This is a genomic window from Bifidobacterium stellenboschense, assembly GCF_000741785.1.
Taxonomy (GTDB): Bacteria; Actinomycetota; Actinomycetes; order Actinomycetales; family Bifidobacteriaceae; genus Bifidobacterium; species Bifidobacterium stellenboschense.
In genome coordinates this window covers 108,578-124,638 of record NZ_JGZP01000012.1, presented here as the reverse complement: position 1 = coordinate 124,638, position 16,061 = coordinate 108,578, and the positions used below count along the sequence as shown (strand labels likewise).

Here is a 16,061-nt window from a genome sequence, read left to right as displayed (position 1 = left end):
TCGATGGCCGAGCCGTCAAACGGACGGCCCAGCGGGGCGTCCGTAGGCGAGGTGAGCGGCGGCAGCCGCGAAGGACGCCTATCGAGAAGCCGTCAGAGCTTCTCGATAGGCGCCACGCGCAGCATGAGACGTTTGACGCCGTCGGTGCCGAAGTCGACGGTGATGACCGAGTTGCGTCCCTTGTCCTGCACGTCGACGACCTTGCCCATGCCGTAGCGGTCGTGGGTGATGCGGTCGCCGATCGCGAAGTCCTTGACGTCGAGGCCGTTGTCCTTGGTCAGCGACGAGGCCGGCACGCCGTGGCCGGACGACGCGGCCTTCGGCGTGACGCGACGCGTCGTGACCTTGCCGGAGCGAGAGCCGGAACCCGAACCGGAACCGTACGAGGAGGAACCGTACCGAGAGCCGGACGAACCGCCGTACGTGGACGAGCCGTAGGCCGAGCCGCGACGCGACGAGCCGGACGAACCGCGCGAACCCGAGCCGTACAAGGAGGAGCCGTACGAGCGTGAACCCGATCCATACGACGAACCGCCGTACGAACGCGAACCGGAGCCATAGGACGACGAGCCGTAGGAGCCGCCGAACGTCGGTCCGGACGAGGGCATGCCGTCATCCCAGCCGCCGAACTCGTCGTCGTCCCAGCTGGAGCGCATACGCTCGACGCCGGCCTCGCGGCGCTTCCAGTCGATGAGGTTCTCGGGGATCTCGTCGAGGAACTGGCTGGGCATCATGTCGGCCGCCTGCCCCCACTGGGCGCGCACGGCGGCGCGCGTCACGTACAGACGGCGCTTGGCGCGCGTGATGCCCACGTAGGCGAGACGACGCTCCTCCTGCAGTTCGCTCGTGTCCTCCATGGAACGCGAATGCGGGAACGTGCCCTGCTCCATGCCCGTCAGGAACACGACCGGGTATTCCAGGCCCTTCGCCGTGTGGAGGGTCATCAGCGTGACCTTGCCGGAATCCTCGTTCTCGCCGGGCAGCTGGTCGGAGTCGGCGACGAGCGCCGTGGTCTCCAGGAACCCGGCGAGCGTGGCGTCCGGCGTCTTCTGTTCGAATTCGGCGGCGGTGGACTGCAGCTGGGAGAGGTTCTCGACGCGTGACTCGTCCTGCGGGTCGGTGGATTTGCGCAGCTCCTCGAGCAGACCGGACTTCTCCAGCACCTCGGCGACGATCTCGCTCGGCTTGGTCTCGTTGGCGCGCGCGAACGCGGACAGTCCGCCCATGAGGTCGCGGAACGCGTGCAGCTGCTTGAGTGTGCGGGTGGGGACGCCCTCGATCTCGTCCATGTGCATGAGGCCGGCGAAGAAGCTCGCCCCGTGAGCCCGCGCGTAGTCGAGGATGATGCCTTCGGCACGTGCGCCGAGACCGCGCTTGGGCACGTTGAGGATGCGCCTCAAATTCACGTCGTCGTTCGGGTTGACGATGGCTTGCAGGTACGCCATCGCATCCTTGACCTCGCGGCGCTCGTAGAACTTGGTGCCGCCGACCAGCTGGTACGGCAGCCCCTCGTTGATGAGCGCCTCCTCCAGGGAGCGGGACTGCGCGTTGGCGCGGTACATGACGGCCATGTCCGAGTAGGCGATCGCCTCCTCGGCGTGGAGGCGGGCGATCTCGCCGGCCACCCACTGCGCCTCCTGCTGCGCGTTGTCGGCCGCGTAGCCGACGATCGGCTCGCCCTTGCCGAGCGCCGTCCACAGCTTCTTCGGCTTGCGCCCCTCGTTGTTGGAGATGACGGCGTTCGCCGCATCGAGGATGGTCTGCGTGGAACGGTAGTTCTGTTCGAGCATGATGGTCTTCGCGTCGGGGAAGTCCTGCTCGAAGTCCTGGATGTTGCGGATGTCGGCGCCGCGGAACGCGTAGATAGACTGGTCGGAGTCGCCCACCACGGTGATCCACGCCGGCCCCTGCCGTCCGGCGGTCGCCTCCTGCGACGGGACGGTGGGCGCGACGGCCTTCCCCTCCCCCGCGTCAACGCCGGCGAGTTCGCGCACGAGCACGTACTGCGCGTGGTTGGTGTCCTGATACTCGTCGACGAGAATGTAGCGGAACCGGTGGTGATAGTACTCGGCGACGTCCGGGTGGTCGCGCAGCAGTTCGACGGTGCGCACGATGAGGTCGTCGAAGTCGACGGCGTTGGCGAGCGCGAGCCGGTGCTGGTATTCGGCGTAGACGACCGCGTACAGCGCTTCGATGTCGCCGACGGTGCCGATCTTGTAGCCGCGCTGGCCGGGTTTGAAGTCGGGCGCGTACTGGGCGAGCTGCGTCTTGACGCCGATGAGCTGGTTCTTGTAGTCGGAGATGCGTCCGAGGATGGATCGCGGCGTGTAGCGTTTGACGTCGATGTTGAATTCGGTGGCGATGATCTTGACGAGGCGTTCGGAGTCGGCGGAGTCGTAGATGGAGAATCCGCTGTTGAGCCCGATGGCCTTGCCGTCGCGGCGCAGGATGCGCACGCATGCGGAGTGGAAGGTGGAGACCCACATGCGCTGGGCGACGGGTCCGATGAGCGTTTCGAGGCGTTCGCGCATTTCGGCGGCGGCCTTGTTGGTGAAGGTGATGGCGAGGATCTGGCTGGGCCATGCGCCGAACCGGCTCAGGATCCATGCGATGCGTCGGGTGAGCACGCGGGTCTTGCCCGATCCGGCGCCGGCGCCGATGAGCAGTGCGGGCCCGCGGTACTGCACGGCCTGCGACTGCTGAGGGTTGAGGTCTCCGACGAGTTCGTCGGCGCTTCTTGCGATGACGTCCGGATCCTGCTGCACGTTGCTCCCTTATTGTCGTCTGATGGGTTCTTTCGGAGGACGCACTCCCCCTGTTTTCGGCCATCCATGTCTACCACATGCCGTCGTCGTGCGGGCGGGGCGTGGAGGTCATGCGCGCGGCGTAGACTGTCGCTTCAATCATCCGTTACCCGTTATTCATCAAAGGGGTTGTATGAAGGAACTCGAGGAGCGCATCCGCAGGGAGGGCACGGTCAAGCCGGGCAACGTGCTGAAGGTGGACGCCTTTCTGAACCACCAGTGCGACGTGACACTGTTCGACCACATGGGTGCCGCGTGGGCCGAGCATTTCGCGGGCAAGACCATCACGAAGATCCTCACGATCGAGGCGTCGGGCATCGGCATCGCCTGCGTCGCCGCCCGTCATTTCGACGGCGTGCCGGTCGTGTTCGCGAAGAAGGCGCAGTCCATCAATCTGGACGGTGACCAGTACACGACCACCGTCTACTCCTTCACGAAGCAGAAGGAGTTCCCGGTGATCGTTGCGAAGAAGTATCTCAACGCGGGCGACCATGTGCTGCTCATCGACGACTTCCTGGCGAACGGCAAGGCGCTGCGCGGCCTGATCGACCTGTGCGAGTCGGCCGGCGCGGTGGTCGAGGGCATCGGCATCGCGGTGGAGAAGGGCTTCCAGGGCGGCGGCGACAGGCTGCGCGAGGAGGGCTACGACGTGGATTCCCTCGCGATCGTCGAAAGCATGGACGCCGAGACCGGCGACATCGAGTTCCGCCGCTGACCATACGATGACGACATGAACGGCCCTCCCCGCGGCCGTCGCCCCGGGGAGGGCCGTTCATGTCGCAAGGAATCAAGAGAGGACATCATGGAAGAGAAGAAGAACGTCGGGAAGGCCGGCATCTCGATGGAGGCGCTGACCTCCCTCGACGCGCCGGTCTCCTTCTGGAAGGGCATTCCGTTCGGCCTGCAGCATGTGATGGCGATGTTCGTCGCGAACCTCGCCCCGATCTTCATCGTCGCCTCGGCGGCGAAGATGAGCGCCGCCCAGTCGGCCGCCGTCATCCAGGCCGGTCTGCTGGTGGCGGGTCTCGGCACCTGCCTGCAGCTGTACGGCGCGTGGCGCATCGGCTCGCGTCTGCCGATGGTGACGGGCATCTCGTTCACGTACGTGGCGGCCGCGGTCGCGATCTGCGCGGACAAGGGTTACGGCGCGGTCGTCGGCGCGGTCATGGTCGGCGGTCTGCTGGAGCTGGTGCTCGGCCTGACCGCGAAGTACTGGCGTCGGTTCGTGCCGCCGATCGTCTCGGCGATCGTCGTCACGTCGATCGGCTTCTCGCTGCTCAACGTGGGCGCGACGAGCTTCGGCGGAGGCAGCGGTGCAAAGGACTTCGGTTCGTGGCAGAACCTCACGCTGGGCCTGATCTCGCTGGTCGCCTGCCTCGCGTTCCAGCTGCTGATGAAGGGCACCGCCAAGCAGCTGTCCGTGCTGTTCGGCCTGGTCGTCGGCTATGTGGCGGCCATCTGCATGGGCAAGGTCGATTTCTCCGGCTTCCAGCATCTCGCCATCGTCTCCGTGCCGCAGTTCATGCCGTTCAAGCCGGTGTTCGACTGGGGTGCGATCATCTCCCTCGGCCTGCTGTACGTGGTCTCCTCGGTCGAGGTGCTGGGCGACACGGCCGCCCTCACCAAGGTCGGTCTGAACAGGCTCCCCACGGAGAAGGAGACGGCGGGCGCGATCGCCGGCGACGGCCTCATCTCCTCCGTGTCCGGCCTGTTCGGATGCCTGCCGCTCACCTCGTTCGCGCAGAACATCGGCCTGGTCGCGATGACGAAGGTCGTCAACCGCAAGGTGATCCTCTCCGGCGGTCTGATCCTCGTGGTGGCGAGCTTCGTGCCGGCCATCGCCGAGGTGTTCAACTCGCTGCCGCAGGCGGTGCTCGGCGGCTGCACGATCATGATGTTCGGCAACATCATCCTCTCCGGCTTCCAGATGATCGCGGAGGCCGGCTTCACGCAGCGCAACATCACGATCGCCGCGCTGAGCCTGACGATCGGCATCGGCTTCACGCAGGTGAGCGACATCTTCGACCAGTTCCCGGCCCTGTTCCAGCAGATCTTCGCCTCGAACTGCATCGCCGTCGCGTTCGTCGTGGCCGTGATTTTGAACGCCGTGCTGCCGAGCGAGGAGCACTTCCTCTCCGCGCCGAAGGAGCAGACGGACGCCAAGTGACGGCGTTCCGGCTGGTTCCCTGAGAAGAGACGGGAGCCCACGTGACGAAGGGCGGGGCCCGAACCGATATGGTTCGGGCCCCGCCCTTTCGCGCACCTATTGCGTATCCCGGATTCCGCCGGCATGGCTCCGGAGACCTACTCCTCCTCCGCATCCGCCACCTGACGGCGCAGGACGAGGAAGCCGATCGCCCCGGCGAGGATCGACGCGGCGAGAATCGCGGTCTTCGCGATGGCCGCGGTCTGCACGTCCGTGAACGAGAGGTTCGTCACGAAGATCGCCATCGTGAAGCCGACGCCGCCAAGGATGGACACGCCGGCGATATGCCCCCATCTGACGCCGTCCGGCAAGCCGGAGACGCCGAGCCGCACGGTCGCCCACGTGGCGAGGAAGATGCCGAGCGGCTTGCCGACGAACAGGCCGAGGAACACGCCGATCGCGACCGGGCTGGTCACAATCTCCCCCACGGACATGCCGTGCAGCACGACGCCGGCGTTCGAGAACGCGAACAGGGGCAGTACGAAGAAGGTGACGAACGTGTGCAGGCCGTTCTCCAGCCGAATGGTCGGCGGGATCGTCGCACTGGAGACGCGCCGGATCGACTCCACCTCGCGCAGGTACTCCTTCTGCGCGATGTCCGGCTCGCCCGGATCGTAACGGTCCTCGGCGGAGCGCACGCGTTTCGCGAACCATGCGCCCACACGGTCGAGTTTGATCTCGGAACGTGCAGGGATGGCGAGCGCGAGCATCACGCCGGCGAGCGTGGCGTGCACGCCGGAGAACAGCACGCACACCCACATGACGAATCCGACGACGAGATAGGGCGGCAGGTCGTGGATGTGGAGCCGGTTGAACGCGAACAGGACGGCGAGCATGACCAGTGCGGCGATCAGCCACGGCAAATTCAGGTCGGACGTGTAGAACAGGGCGATCACGCCGATGGCGATCATGTCGTCGGCGATGGTGAGCGCGGACAGGTAGGCGCGCAGTCCCGCGGGCACGCGGCTGCCGAGCAGGGCGAGCAGGCCGAGGCAGAAGGCGATGTCGTTGGCCATGGGCACGCCCCAACCGCCCGCATGCTCGCCTCCTATGTTGACCGCGAGGTAGACGAGGGCGGGCAGGACGGCGCCTCCGGCCGCGGCGACGATCGGCAGGACGGCCTTGCGTGGTTCGGTGAGCTCGCCGGCGCGCATCTCGTGTTTGATCTCCAGTCCGACCATGAGGAAGAACAGGGCCATGAGGAAATCATTGATGAAGTGTTCGAGGCTGATGTCCGCATGGAGCGGACCGATGGAGAACGCGAGGTGCACGGACTGCCAGAATTCGTTGAAGTACGGCAATGCGGGCGTGTTCTCGATGAGGAACGCGGCGAGCGCGGCGCCGACCATGAGCATGGTGGCGCGTGTGGACGAGTGGGTGAACCGGATGAGGCGGCGTTTGCCCTTGTGTATCCTGACGGCGCCCGGTTCGAGGATGCCCTCGTGGATCGGAGGGTGTGAGGTCATGTGAGGCTCCTGACTGCTTGCGGTGAATGGAGTCGGCCGCCCGTCATGACATGTGGTGCCCGTCATGCGCGGCCGCGAGGATTCAACCTTCCCATGGTACCGGACTCCCCCAAACATCCCTCCGCCGCCCGCGAAAACCGTCCCGAAGCCGCGATTCAGGACTTCGGACGGTCGCCTCCGTCCACGCGGCGATGAGGTATGTTGGTGTGGAGGGAGGATCGTCCTCCGCTTCGCGAACCATCACGGCAAAGGAGCTGCCATGCGCATCTACAACTTCACAGACAACGACGACGTCGCCATCGTCGCCCGGCAGGGGCCGTTCCAGGTCATCGAATGGAAGCGGGACCTGTCCGTCGACTACGGTGGCGCCGCCGGCGCGTATTTCGCTTCCGAGATGAACGTGCGCCGCCGTCAGGTGGTGTGCACGCTCGACGGCAAGACCGGGATCACCGTGCAGGCCGGCGCCATGCAGTGGACCGCCGGCCATATCCAGGCCACGACGGGCGTCAAGGGCGTGGGCGACTTCATCGGCAAGATGGCGCGCGGCGCGGTGACCAAGGAGTCCGCGGTCAAACCCGAATACCAGGGAATCGGCACGCTGGTGCTCGAACCCACGTACCGTCACATCCTGCTCATCGACCCAGCGGCGCAGATGGGCGGTTCGATGACGGTCAACGACGGCCTGTTCTACGCGTGCGAGTCGACCGTGCGGCAGCGCGCGGTGATGGTGTCGCGCCCGAGCGCGATGGTCGCCGGCGGCGAGGGGCTGTTCAACCTCGCGCTTGAAGGGCAGGGCACGGTCGCGCTGGAATCCCCCGTCCCCGCGTCCGAGCTCATCACCGTCGATTTGGAGAACGACGAGCTGAAAATCGACGGCAACTTCGCCATCGCGTGGACCAGCGGATTGCAGTTCACGGTGGAACGCTCCGGTAAGACGCTGATCGGCTCCGCCGCGAGCGGCGAAGGATTGGTGAACGTGTACCGCGGCGTCGGCCGCGTGCTGCTCGCGCCGGTCTCCGGTCCCACGTTCAATATCAACGCCGGCTCCGGCACCGTGTGACCGGCCCCAATCGGAAGGAGGAGAACCATGACCGACGGCAACGCGACCGCATCCGACAAGCCGCGCGTCTACCCGGAGGTGGGTGCGGCGCTGCTCAAGGCGCGCAAGGAGTCGGGGATGACCCAGCAACAGCTGGCCGACGCGACCGGTGTCTCGCGCATCACCATTCAGCGCATCGAACAGGCGCACATCAACCCGTCGTTCAAGACGCTGGAGGCGCTCGCGCACGGGATGGGCCGCACGCTCACCATCAGCTTCGACGCGTGAATTCCGGGTGAACGGCCGACGGCGAACCGACGCACGCACGCCGGACGCCGCCTCGCATACGGCACAATGGTGGCAAGGAGGCCCGCCATGGTCGATGACTACACCGCGAAGATGACCGAACTGATCGGTCTGATGCGCCTGATCGGCAACGACACGCAGCAGTGCGAGGTCAAGGAGTGCGCGCGGCGCATCTCGTCCACGATCACGGACACGCTGTCCGCGTTCTCGAACGGCTCGGGCGGTTGGATTATCCTCGGATTGAGCGAACGCAACGGGTTCACGCCGGTCGAAGGGTTCAACGCGCGCGCCATGCAGGAGGCGCTGAGCCAGGCGTGCGAGAAGATGACGCCGGTCGTGCGCCCGGTGATCGTCACCTGCCCGTTCGAGGGAGCGAACCTCGTGTTCGCCCGCATCGACGAGATGATCCCCCGGGACAAGCCCTGCTTCATCACCGAACGGGGACCTTACGGCGGCTCCTATATCCGCACCGGCGACGGCGACCGGCATATGACCTCGTACGAGGTGGACCGACTCATCGAAGAGCACCTGCAACCCACCTACGATCTGGACGTCGTGCCGCGCGCCACGCCCGATGACCTCGACCCCGGTCTCGTCGCGGGGCTGCTGGAGCGGGTCAGACGGCAGCATCCCCACGTGTTCGCCGGTCGCGGCGACACCGACATGCTGCTCGATCTGGAGGTGCTGCGCCACGACGATTCCGACGTCAGGGCGGTGGGCGGCGTGCTGCGCCCCACGCTCGCCGGTCTCCTCGCGCTCGGCCGCTACCCTCAGAAATACTATCCGCGTCTGAGCGTCTCCATCGCCGTGTTTCCGGGTACGAGCCGCGACGACGTGTTCCGCGGTGACGAACGGCTCGTCGCCTCGCAGACCATCGTCGGGCCGATTCCGGTGATGATCGACGATGCGGTCGACGCGCTCATGCACTGGATCGGCGCGAAGAAGCCCGACTATCCGCCCGTGGCCCTGCGGGAGGCGATCGCGAACTCGCTCACCCACCGCGACTACTCCCCCGACGCCCGCGGCACGCAGGTCAACATCAACGTATTCACCGACCGCATCGAGATCACGAATCCCGGAGGCCTCTACGGCACGGTGACGCATGACGTGCTCGCCAACCCGCATCCGGTCACGGGCGTGCCGTTCGTCTCCACCCGCAACCAGTTCCTGTTCACCCTGCTCGAATCCACCCCCTATCCGGGCGGCGGCTACGTGAACCCGGAGGGCGGCGACGGCTACCAGCGCATCGCCGCCACGTTGCGCGAGGCGGGCATCGAACCGGCGACGACGCGCAACACGATCAACACGTTCACGATGACGATCACCCGGCATCGGACCGCCGTGGCCGGGACCCCCAGCGACATCGCCAAGGCGATCACCGGCGTTCTGGAACGCCATTCGGCGATGAGCATCCGGGAGATCCTGCACGAGCTGCAGCTGACGCCGCTGGCGGTGACCACCGGCATGCGCGAACTGATACGCGAAGGGCGGGTCACCAAGGTGCGTTTCCGCGACGACCCGACCCAACGCTACCGGCTGGCGAGCGCCTGACCCGGCAGGCGTATACGCCGCGTATCATACGGCGCGTGAATCGTACGTCGCATCACATGAACACGAACCAGGAGGCCGTGTCCCACCAGATGGCGGCCGGCATGTTCATGCCCGAGGCGAACTGCTTGAAGAACAGGAACAGGAAGGCGGCCGCGATTCCGGTGGTGAACCATCCGAAGGTGAGGCGCCGCGTCACGTCCCGCCACGGACCATACCCCGCCCGGTTCGCCGCGCCGTCGACCGCGTAGAGCAGGACGAGCACGGCGGTCATGATCATGAAGCCGAAGTCGATCTCGTAGCGGAAGTCGACGCCGGGGACGCGAGCGTCGATGAGGAACGTCAGCGCGGATGCGGCGAGCGCGCCGACGATGAGACGCGTGGCGGCGACGCGGCGCAGCGCGAACCGCCACACGAGCATGGTGAACAGCAGGAGCGCGAACGGCGCGGCGGTGAACAGCCACCCGCCGAACATGGGGTGTTCGCTGCGCCATGTGGTCAACGGCACGCTCTGCAATTGGACGAACGGGAAATGCGCGGTGAGGTTCGGCGGCTGGAACAGGTATTGGAACACGAACGACAGGTATTGGGTCAACGGCGGATGCGTGTTCGTCATGTCGTATCCGGTGAGGTTGTATTTCGCGCCGAAGTCGGTGGACCTGCCGAATCGCGCCTGGTTGTAGGCGAGCTGCGGCAGGAAGACGATCAGGTACGGGATGGCCGCCCACGCCCACACGCGTGTCTCCTGCGTCAGCGCCCGCGCGTCATGCAGCCCATGCGTCCACAGGTCGCGGATCTCGTCGGCGAACAACGGGATCGCGACGAACGTGGCGAGGATGACCTGCGGCCGGCAGGCGATGGTCAGGGCCATGCATGCCGATCCCGCGGCGAGCAGCGGCAGATGCCGTTCCAGCCCGCGCAGCTTCGCCTCGATCCACAGCGCGATGCCGAGCGAGGCGAACGCCACGGCTATCTCCTGCGGGATCTGGTAGAACAGGCCGAGCTGGACGAGCATGGCGATGCCGTTGCCGAACATCATGGCGGTCACGCCGAGCATGGTCGCGCCGAGCGAGACGGGACGGCGCCGACCGAGCAGACGCGCCAGCTGGATGGCGAGCAGGGTGGTCGCCGCGGATGCGAGGGCGACGGCAATCGCCACTCCCGCGTTCGTGGGCAGGCGCATGCCGGTGACCGCTTTGAACGGGGCGAACAGGAGCAGCGCGGGAAGCACGCCGAAATACGAGTAGTACCGGCCGTCGTGGAAGGCCACGTCGAAGTAGACGGGCGTATCCGGACTGTCGAGGGCCTCCTGCGTGCGTGCGCGGGTGTCATACGGATTGTCCATGGCGGCGAGCGCGTCGTTGACCGGATAGTCGAGCCATGTCCTGCCATGGAGGATCGCGTCGGCGAGCCGCTGGTACTGGTCGGTCGCCTGGTAGGAGGCGAAGAAATCCCAGTACACGGGCTCGGGGCTTTCCAGCGGCGCGGCCATGGCGAACAGGGCGAGCGGCAGAGTGCATGAGACGGCGGCGCATACGGCGAGCGGCACAATCGTGGAGCGGCGGCGCAAGGCGAGGCGCATGCGGTAGAAGGGCGATGCGGGCCGGAAGGCGATGATGATGAGCGCCGTGAGAATCTCGACGACGAGGCGGATGGGGTCGAACCGCATCGGCACGTGCGGGTTGACGGTGATTGTGTTGACCGGAATGACCGCGCCCTTGTCCATCCGGTAGCGCAGGCGCACGTGCGTGGAGCCGTCGCCGATGCGCTGGTATCGGGAGTGTTCGGCGGACGGCGAATAGCCGACGTCCGCGTTGGCGTCGTACCAGCCGGAGTCGGTCGGCTTCATCGTGGACACCTGCCAGCGCACCGCGTCGTTCTGGCTGGGGCGTTCGGATGCGGCGTGGCCGATGTACAGGTAGTCGATCGGTTCGTCGGAGGAGATGTCGCGCCACGCGTGGTCCGGGTCGGTGACGACGGCGGTGCCGCCGGATTCGACGACGAGCCCGTTGCCGAACCCGTCGTCGTGCGCCGTCCGCGGCGTCGAGCCGAGCGTCTGCCAGAACGGCAGGTTGAACACGAACAGTTCGAGCGTGACGATCACGGCGAGCGCGACCACGCAGGGTCTCGTCCACGGCGAGAGCCGGGATGCGGAACGTCGGGGATCCGGCATCGGACTCACTGCTCTCCTCCCTTCGCTCCGCACCAGTCCGTCGCCATACCGGAATCCGAATCACCGCCGTCGTCATCGCCGTCGTCCGTCCACAGGCGGCGGGATGCCGGCGCGTACGCGATCTCCTTGACGCGTTCCAGTTCGTCCTCCTCGAGCTTGCGCTGGGTGCGCAGCACTTCGGAGACGATGAGCAGCAGCAGGGAGACGACCATCCAGATGAAGAACATGACGCCGAGCAGCAACGACTGCATGTGGCCGCGTCCCTGTCCGGCGAAGAAGAACGTGAGATAGCGCACGAAGACGACGAGCGCGGCGATGCCGGGCAGGATCGCGGACCACGTGAACACCGAATGCGCCCGGAACATGAGGAAGCTGCGCACGATCGCGCCGGCGGATTTGCGCATGTGCTCGAAGATGTTGTGGAACAGACGCGACCTGCGCGTCTTCGGATTGGTGACGATCGGCACGGAGGTGATGGCGATGCGCTTGTACCCGGCCTGGATGATCGTCTCCATGCAGTAGCTGAATTCGGTGACGATGTTGAGCTGGAGGAGCGAACGTTTCGAATAGGCGCGGAATCCGCTCGCCGCGTCGGGGATGTCCGTGCCGGCGGCGCGGTTGACGACCCATGAGCCGAATCGCTGCATGAGCCGTTTGAACGGGCTGAACTCCCTGATCGTGGCGGTCTGCCGGTCGCCGACGACGATGTCGGCCCGGCCCTCGATGATCGGGCGGACGAGGTCGCCGATGCGTTCAGACGGGTACTGGTTGTCGCCGTCCGTGTTGACGACGATGTCGGCGCCGTGCTTCAACGCGTAGTCGACGCCGTCGCGGAACGCGCGCGCCAATCCCATCGTGCCGTTGTGGCGTACGATGTGGCGGATGCCAAGACTCCTCGCGACGGCGACCGTGTCGTCGGTGCATCCGTCGTCGATGATCATCACGTCGAGCCGGTCGACGCCGGGGATGCGCTTCGGCATGCGCGCCATGACGAGCGGAAGTGTCTTGGCCTCGTTGAGGCAGGGTATCTGGACGAACACGTGCATCAGTCGCCATCCTTTTCCTTGGCTATGGTTTTCCTGGTCGCGGTCCCGCCGGTCGCCGATCCGTCGGCGTCCTCCGTCCGTTTCGCGAACATCGCCGCGATCCCACGCACGTCGAGGACGCCGATCCGCACGAGCACGGCCACGAACGCGCCGTAGACGACCGCGTACACCACCATGAGCGCGACGAAGTCCGTCACGTGGAACGTCGTCCGCGAGACCACGGCCATGACGATCCACAACACCGCGTCGCAGCCGATCGCCGCCCACGCGCGACGGCTCATCACGTCGCCGAACCGGCGCCGGACCTCGACGTACGAGACGGCCATGGCGGTGAACGTCGCGGCCATGCTGGAGACGGCGAGCGCGGTGATGCCGTAGCGGGCCGATGCGACGAACAACGGCACGACCACGGCGAGGGAGACGAGCGACAGCAGGTCGGAGAAGCGCGTGTCCCGCTCGGCGTTGAGCGTCATGTTGAGGATCACGGTGACGCCCATGAAGAAACTCGAGAACGCGAGACACGACAGGGCCGGCGCCGCGGTGGCGTAGGCGGGCGAGTAGAACGCGGCGAGCAGGTCCGGCGCGGTGGCGGAGATCGTCGCGGCGATCGGCGCCACGAGCGCGAACACGAGCAGGAACAGGCCGCGGGCCTTGGCGAGCGCCTCGCCGCGCGCGTCCTCGGCGATCAGACGGGAGACGACCGGCAGGATGATCACGGCGAACGCCTGCAGCAGGTAGTACGTGGTCTTGCCGAAGTTCATGGCGCCCGTGTAGTAGCCGGCCATCCGGTCGGGTAGTTCGGCCTTGACGACGAGCGTGTCGACGCTCAGGACCAGCGACGCCATGATGAAGAACAGGGAGAACGAGAGCGTGCCGTGCATGGCGTCACGCCACGGGAACGGCGTGCCGTCGCCGTCGGGCAGCAGACTCCGTGCTGGGACGAGCATGGCGAGGCCGATGAGGATGGTCAGGACCATGGCGCCGCAATAGCCGACTTCGACGCCGATGACTGGTTCGCGCGGGAACACGAGGACGATGAGCGGGATCGTGCCCAGTTTGACGATCGGATAGAACGTGGAGAGGAACGCGCTGCGGCCGAACCGTTGGAGCCCGTCGTTGATGCCGAGCATGACGACGTACAGTCCGTTGGCCGGCACGAGGAACGCTGCGTAGCGGAAATAGCGGTCCAGCGTTCCGTCGCCGAGCATGAGGCCGAACAGCGGGGCTCCCGCGAAGTCGATGAGGAAGAACACGGCGACGATGGACGCCTGCACGGCGAGCGTGCGCACGATCACCTGACGACCGTCATGACGATGGGAGGCGATGTTGCGCGACAGGGATTGCCGGGCGCCGTTGCTGACGAACAGGTATTCGAAGTCGAGCACGGTGATGATCGTACCGACCACGCCGTAGTCGGCAGGCGAAGCGAATCCGCCGAGGAACCAGTGGATCGCGTATCCGGCGACGAAGAACGCGATATTGCTGATCAGGTTGAGGACGAGACCACGTCTCATACGTCGGCCCTCCTGATGCTCCGCTCGAAGCCGTTCCCCCTGTCGCGCCTCGTATCTCGCCCGTCGTCCCACAGCCGTTCCGGCGCGACCATGTCGGCGCGGAGCAACGCCAGCATCAGCATGATCGTGACGGGGGCCCACATCATGTAGCGCGTGGCCGTCGGCTTCAACGGGATCGAGATCGCGTTCGGCAGCAGCGAGAGCAGCGACCAGAACAGCGGGATCGTGAACGGCCACCATGCGCGGCGCGGCGGCTTCTGCGGAAGGGTTGCGGCGCGCTCCCCCGGCCGGCCGGCGCGGCCGATGAGATGGAACGCGAGGAACAACGGGAGGATGAACGTCCACATCGCGGTGAACGCGGGAAGGTTCAGGACCGGCGTCGACCGCCACGTGTCCCAGAGCCGGTAGACGGCGGGGCGGTCGACGGTGAAGCGCGGCGAACGTTTCGCCAGCGGACGGAACGACGGGCTGACCGCGTCGTTGATCTGGAACCACATGGTGTTGCCGATCGCCTTGTCCGCGTGCCGGCACAACCGGTCGAGGGAGATGCCCCGGTTCGTGGTGTTGAGAGGAGTGCGGCGCAGCGAGAACCACCCGGATTCCAGAGCGGTGAACGCGGCGGCGTACGAGTCCGGGTGCCGTAATCCCATGACGGCCCAGACGCTCAGGTATTCGGGCACGGCCGCAGGGTCACGCAGCGAATACTGGATGACCGGGTCGGCGAGATACGGGTTGTAGCGTGACGCCATCTGTTCGAACGGCACACGGTTGACCCGGTCGATGATCCGACGTTCCCGGTCGGTCACGTCATGGGGATGGTCGAGCGCGTAGCGTGCGGTCATCTGCATGGGCACGACGAGCAGCTGGTTCGCATCCTCCCCACGCACGCGCAGCGGGCCTCGCACCATCGCAGGGAACGCCACGCCGGAGACGAACGCCACGACAAGCATGCAGGCGAGCGCCGCGATCCGCCGGCCGCGACGTGCGCGCAGCAACGGCAGACAGGCCGAGGTGAGGATGACGATAACCAGACCGGTCATCGTGGTGAGCGCGCACAGCGTCGAAACGACGATGAAGCCGATGAGGAACCGCCGCGAATCGAATACGGCGAGACGCGTGCGCGTCGCTTCGGCGACCATGACGAGCCATGGGATGAGCGCCATCATGTGCAACGTGTCCTTCACGATCGACATCGTGAAGATGGGGAACGCGGGGAATACGGCGAAGAACAGCAGCATGCACGTCGAGGCGGCGCGACCGCATCCGATGCGGCGCGCGTACAGGCACATGCCGGCCAACTCCATGCCGGTGACGATCACCTGGACGGCGAGATAGCAGGCGAGGCCGGCGCCGTAGCCGCCGAACAGGCTCTCCCCCATCCATGCGGCCGTTCCGAAGACGATGGTGTCCAGCAGAGGATGATGGGCGGACACCACGCCCGTGGTTCCGTCCGGCGAGACGACGGCGAGGAACTGGACGATCTGATCGCCCGTGTCGTACCATATCGTGCCCGGAGCCATCATCACGATGACCGGCAGCCAGCATACGAGGATAACCGTCGCGCAGACCGCCAGTCTCACAGGCGCGCGGAGCGCGTCGAACCGGTCGAATCCCCCGCGTGCACGGGCGACGAACCGTCTCGCGGGCCCGGGGAGGCCGTCGGGCATTCCGACACGCAGCCGGGCGGACAACAGCCATTCGCCCGCGGTGAACGCCGCGTACAGGACTCCAGCGGCCGCGCACGTCTCCAGCCAGAAGCCGCCGTCGAGCGGGCCGGCCACGGCGCGCACCGCCATGCGGTCGGCGAGGGAGATCACCAGTCCGCCGGCAACGCACGACGCGAGCCGCGCCGCAGCCGACGGTCCGATACTCCTCAACAACATGGTTACGACCATAGGCGCGACGGCATGCCGCTACGTTCCATTTGGCCTAAAGTTCATCCAATGCTGGCGTGCCGGT

Annotated in this window: 11 protein-coding genes; 5 read left to right on the top strand and 6 right to left on the bottom strand. The window is 66.3% G+C overall.

The genetic code is table 11. From position 1 onward, the window contains the following. Nucleotides 1–92 precede the first annotated feature (92 nt). Nucleotides 93–2,765, bottom strand: coding sequence for an ATP-dependent helicase (locus tag BSTEL_RS05295; RefSeq protein WP_034528044.1), 2,673 nt, complete (start codon nt 2,763–2,765; stop codon nt 93–95). Between the two features lie 172 nt (nt 2,766–2,937). On the opposite strand from BSTEL_RS05295, the gene BSTEL_RS05290 reads away from it, so the two are divergent. Both BSTEL_RS05290 and BSTEL_RS05285 read left to right on the top strand, forming a co-directional pair. Next, entirely contained in the window at nt 2,938–3,519 is a 582-nt protein-coding gene (locus BSTEL_RS05290) for a xanthine phosphoribosyltransferase (RefSeq protein ID WP_034528042.1), read from the top strand. A gap of 87 nt (nt 3,520–3,606) precedes the next feature. After that, the gene (locus BSTEL_RS05285) at nt 3,607–4,971 is read left to right on the top strand and encodes a nucleobase:cation symporter-2 family protein (protein ID WP_034528040.1); all 1,365 of its coding nucleotides are present in this window, start codon (nt 3,607–3,609) and stop codon (nt 4,969–4,971) included. Nucleotides 4,972–5,108: 137 nt separating this feature from the next. On the opposite strand, the gene nhaA is transcribed toward BSTEL_RS05285, so the two are convergent. After that, the gene (gene nhaA / locus BSTEL_RS05280) at nt 5,109–6,476 is read right to left on the bottom strand and encodes a Na+/H+ antiporter NhaA (protein ID WP_202962068.1); all 1,368 of its coding nucleotides are present in this window, start codon (nt 6,474–6,476) and stop codon (nt 5,109–5,111) included. A 259-nt stretch (nt 6,477–6,735) separates the two neighbouring features. On the opposite strand from nhaA, the gene BSTEL_RS05275 reads away from it, so the two are divergent. From BSTEL_RS05275 to BSTEL_RS05265, 3 genes are all read left to right on the top strand, one after another. Next, nucleotides 6,736–7,536, top strand: a complete 801-nt coding sequence (locus BSTEL_RS05275; protein ID WP_034528038.1) for an AIM24 family protein — start codon at nt 6,736–6,738, stop codon at nt 7,534–7,536. Between the two features lie 27 nt (nt 7,537–7,563). Then, entirely contained in the window at nt 7,564–7,803 is a 240-nt protein-coding gene (locus BSTEL_RS05270) for a helix-turn-helix transcriptional regulator (RefSeq protein ID WP_051922866.1), read from the top strand. 87 nt (nt 7,804–7,890) lie between these two features. After that, nucleotides 7,891–9,372 carry an ATP-binding protein gene (locus tag BSTEL_RS05265; RefSeq protein WP_034528036.1) on the top strand — a complete coding sequence of 494 codons (1,482 nt, stop codon included), beginning with the start codon at nt 7,891–7,893 and terminating at the stop codon, nt 9,370–9,372. 52 nt (nt 9,373–9,424) lie between these two features. Here the strand turns inward: BSTEL_RS05265 and BSTEL_RS05260 are convergent, their stop codons facing one another. From BSTEL_RS05260 to BSTEL_RS12330, 4 genes are read right to left on the bottom strand one after another with little or no spacing between them, the layout of a single operon-like run. After that, entirely contained in the window at nt 9,425–11,542 is a 2,118-nt protein-coding gene (locus BSTEL_RS05260; RefSeq protein WP_156963173.1) for a hypothetical protein, read from the bottom strand. Between the two features lie 5 nt (nt 11,543–11,547). Further along, complete coding sequence (locus BSTEL_RS05255) at nt 11,548–12,588, bottom strand: glycosyltransferase family 2 protein (protein ID WP_084686127.1); 1,041 nt, start codon at nt 12,586–12,588, stop codon at nt 11,548–11,550. Beyond that, a complete protein-coding gene (locus BSTEL_RS05250; RefSeq protein ID WP_034528031.1) occupies nt 12,588–14,102 on the bottom strand; it encodes a lipopolysaccharide biosynthesis protein in 1,515 nt (504 codons plus the stop codon). Before BSTEL_RS05250 ends, BSTEL_RS05255 begins: the two co-directional genes overlap by 1 nt. After that, nucleotides 14,099–15,985, bottom strand: coding sequence for a DUF6020 family protein (locus BSTEL_RS12330; protein WP_162178980.1), 1,887 nt, complete (start codon nt 15,983–15,985; stop codon nt 14,099–14,101). Before BSTEL_RS12330 ends, BSTEL_RS05250 begins: the two co-directional genes overlap by 4 nt. Nucleotides 15,986–16,061 lie beyond the last annotated feature (76 nt).

Coding starts and splice junctions, on each gene's coding strand:
- BSTEL_RS05290 (WP_034528042.1), top strand. CDS start 2,938: ATGAAGGAACTCGAGGAGCGCATCCGCAGGGAGGGCACGGTCAAGCCG.
- BSTEL_RS05285 (WP_034528040.1), top strand. CDS start 3,607: ATGGAAGAGAAGAAGAACGTCGGGAAGGCCGGCATCTCGATGGAGGCG.
- nhaA (WP_202962068.1), bottom strand. CDS start 6,476: ATGACCTCACACCCTCCGATCCACGAGGGCATCCTCGAACCGGGCGCC.
- BSTEL_RS05275 (WP_034528038.1), top strand. CDS start 6,736: ATGCGCATCTACAACTTCACAGACAACGACGACGTCGCCATCGTCGCC.
- BSTEL_RS05270 (WP_051922866.1), top strand. CDS start 7,564: ATGACCGACGGCAACGCGACCGCATCCGACAAGCCGCGCGTCTACCCG.
- BSTEL_RS05265 (WP_034528036.1), top strand. CDS start 7,891: ATGGTCGATGACTACACCGCGAAGATGACCGAACTGATCGGTCTGATG.
- BSTEL_RS05260 (WP_156963173.1), bottom strand. CDS start 11,542: ATGCCGGATCCCCGACGTTCCGCATCCCGGCTCTCGCCGTGGACGAGA.
- BSTEL_RS05255 (WP_084686127.1), bottom strand. CDS start 12,588: ATGCACGTGTTCGTCCAGATACCCTGCCTCAACGAGGCCAAGACACTT.
- BSTEL_RS05250 (WP_034528031.1), bottom strand. CDS start 14,102: ATGAGACGTGGTCTCGTCCTCAACCTGATCAGCAATATCGCGTTCTTC.
- BSTEL_RS12330 (WP_162178980.1), bottom strand. CDS start 15,985: ATGTTGTTGAGGAGTATCGGACCGTCGGCTGCGGCGCGGCTCGCGTCG.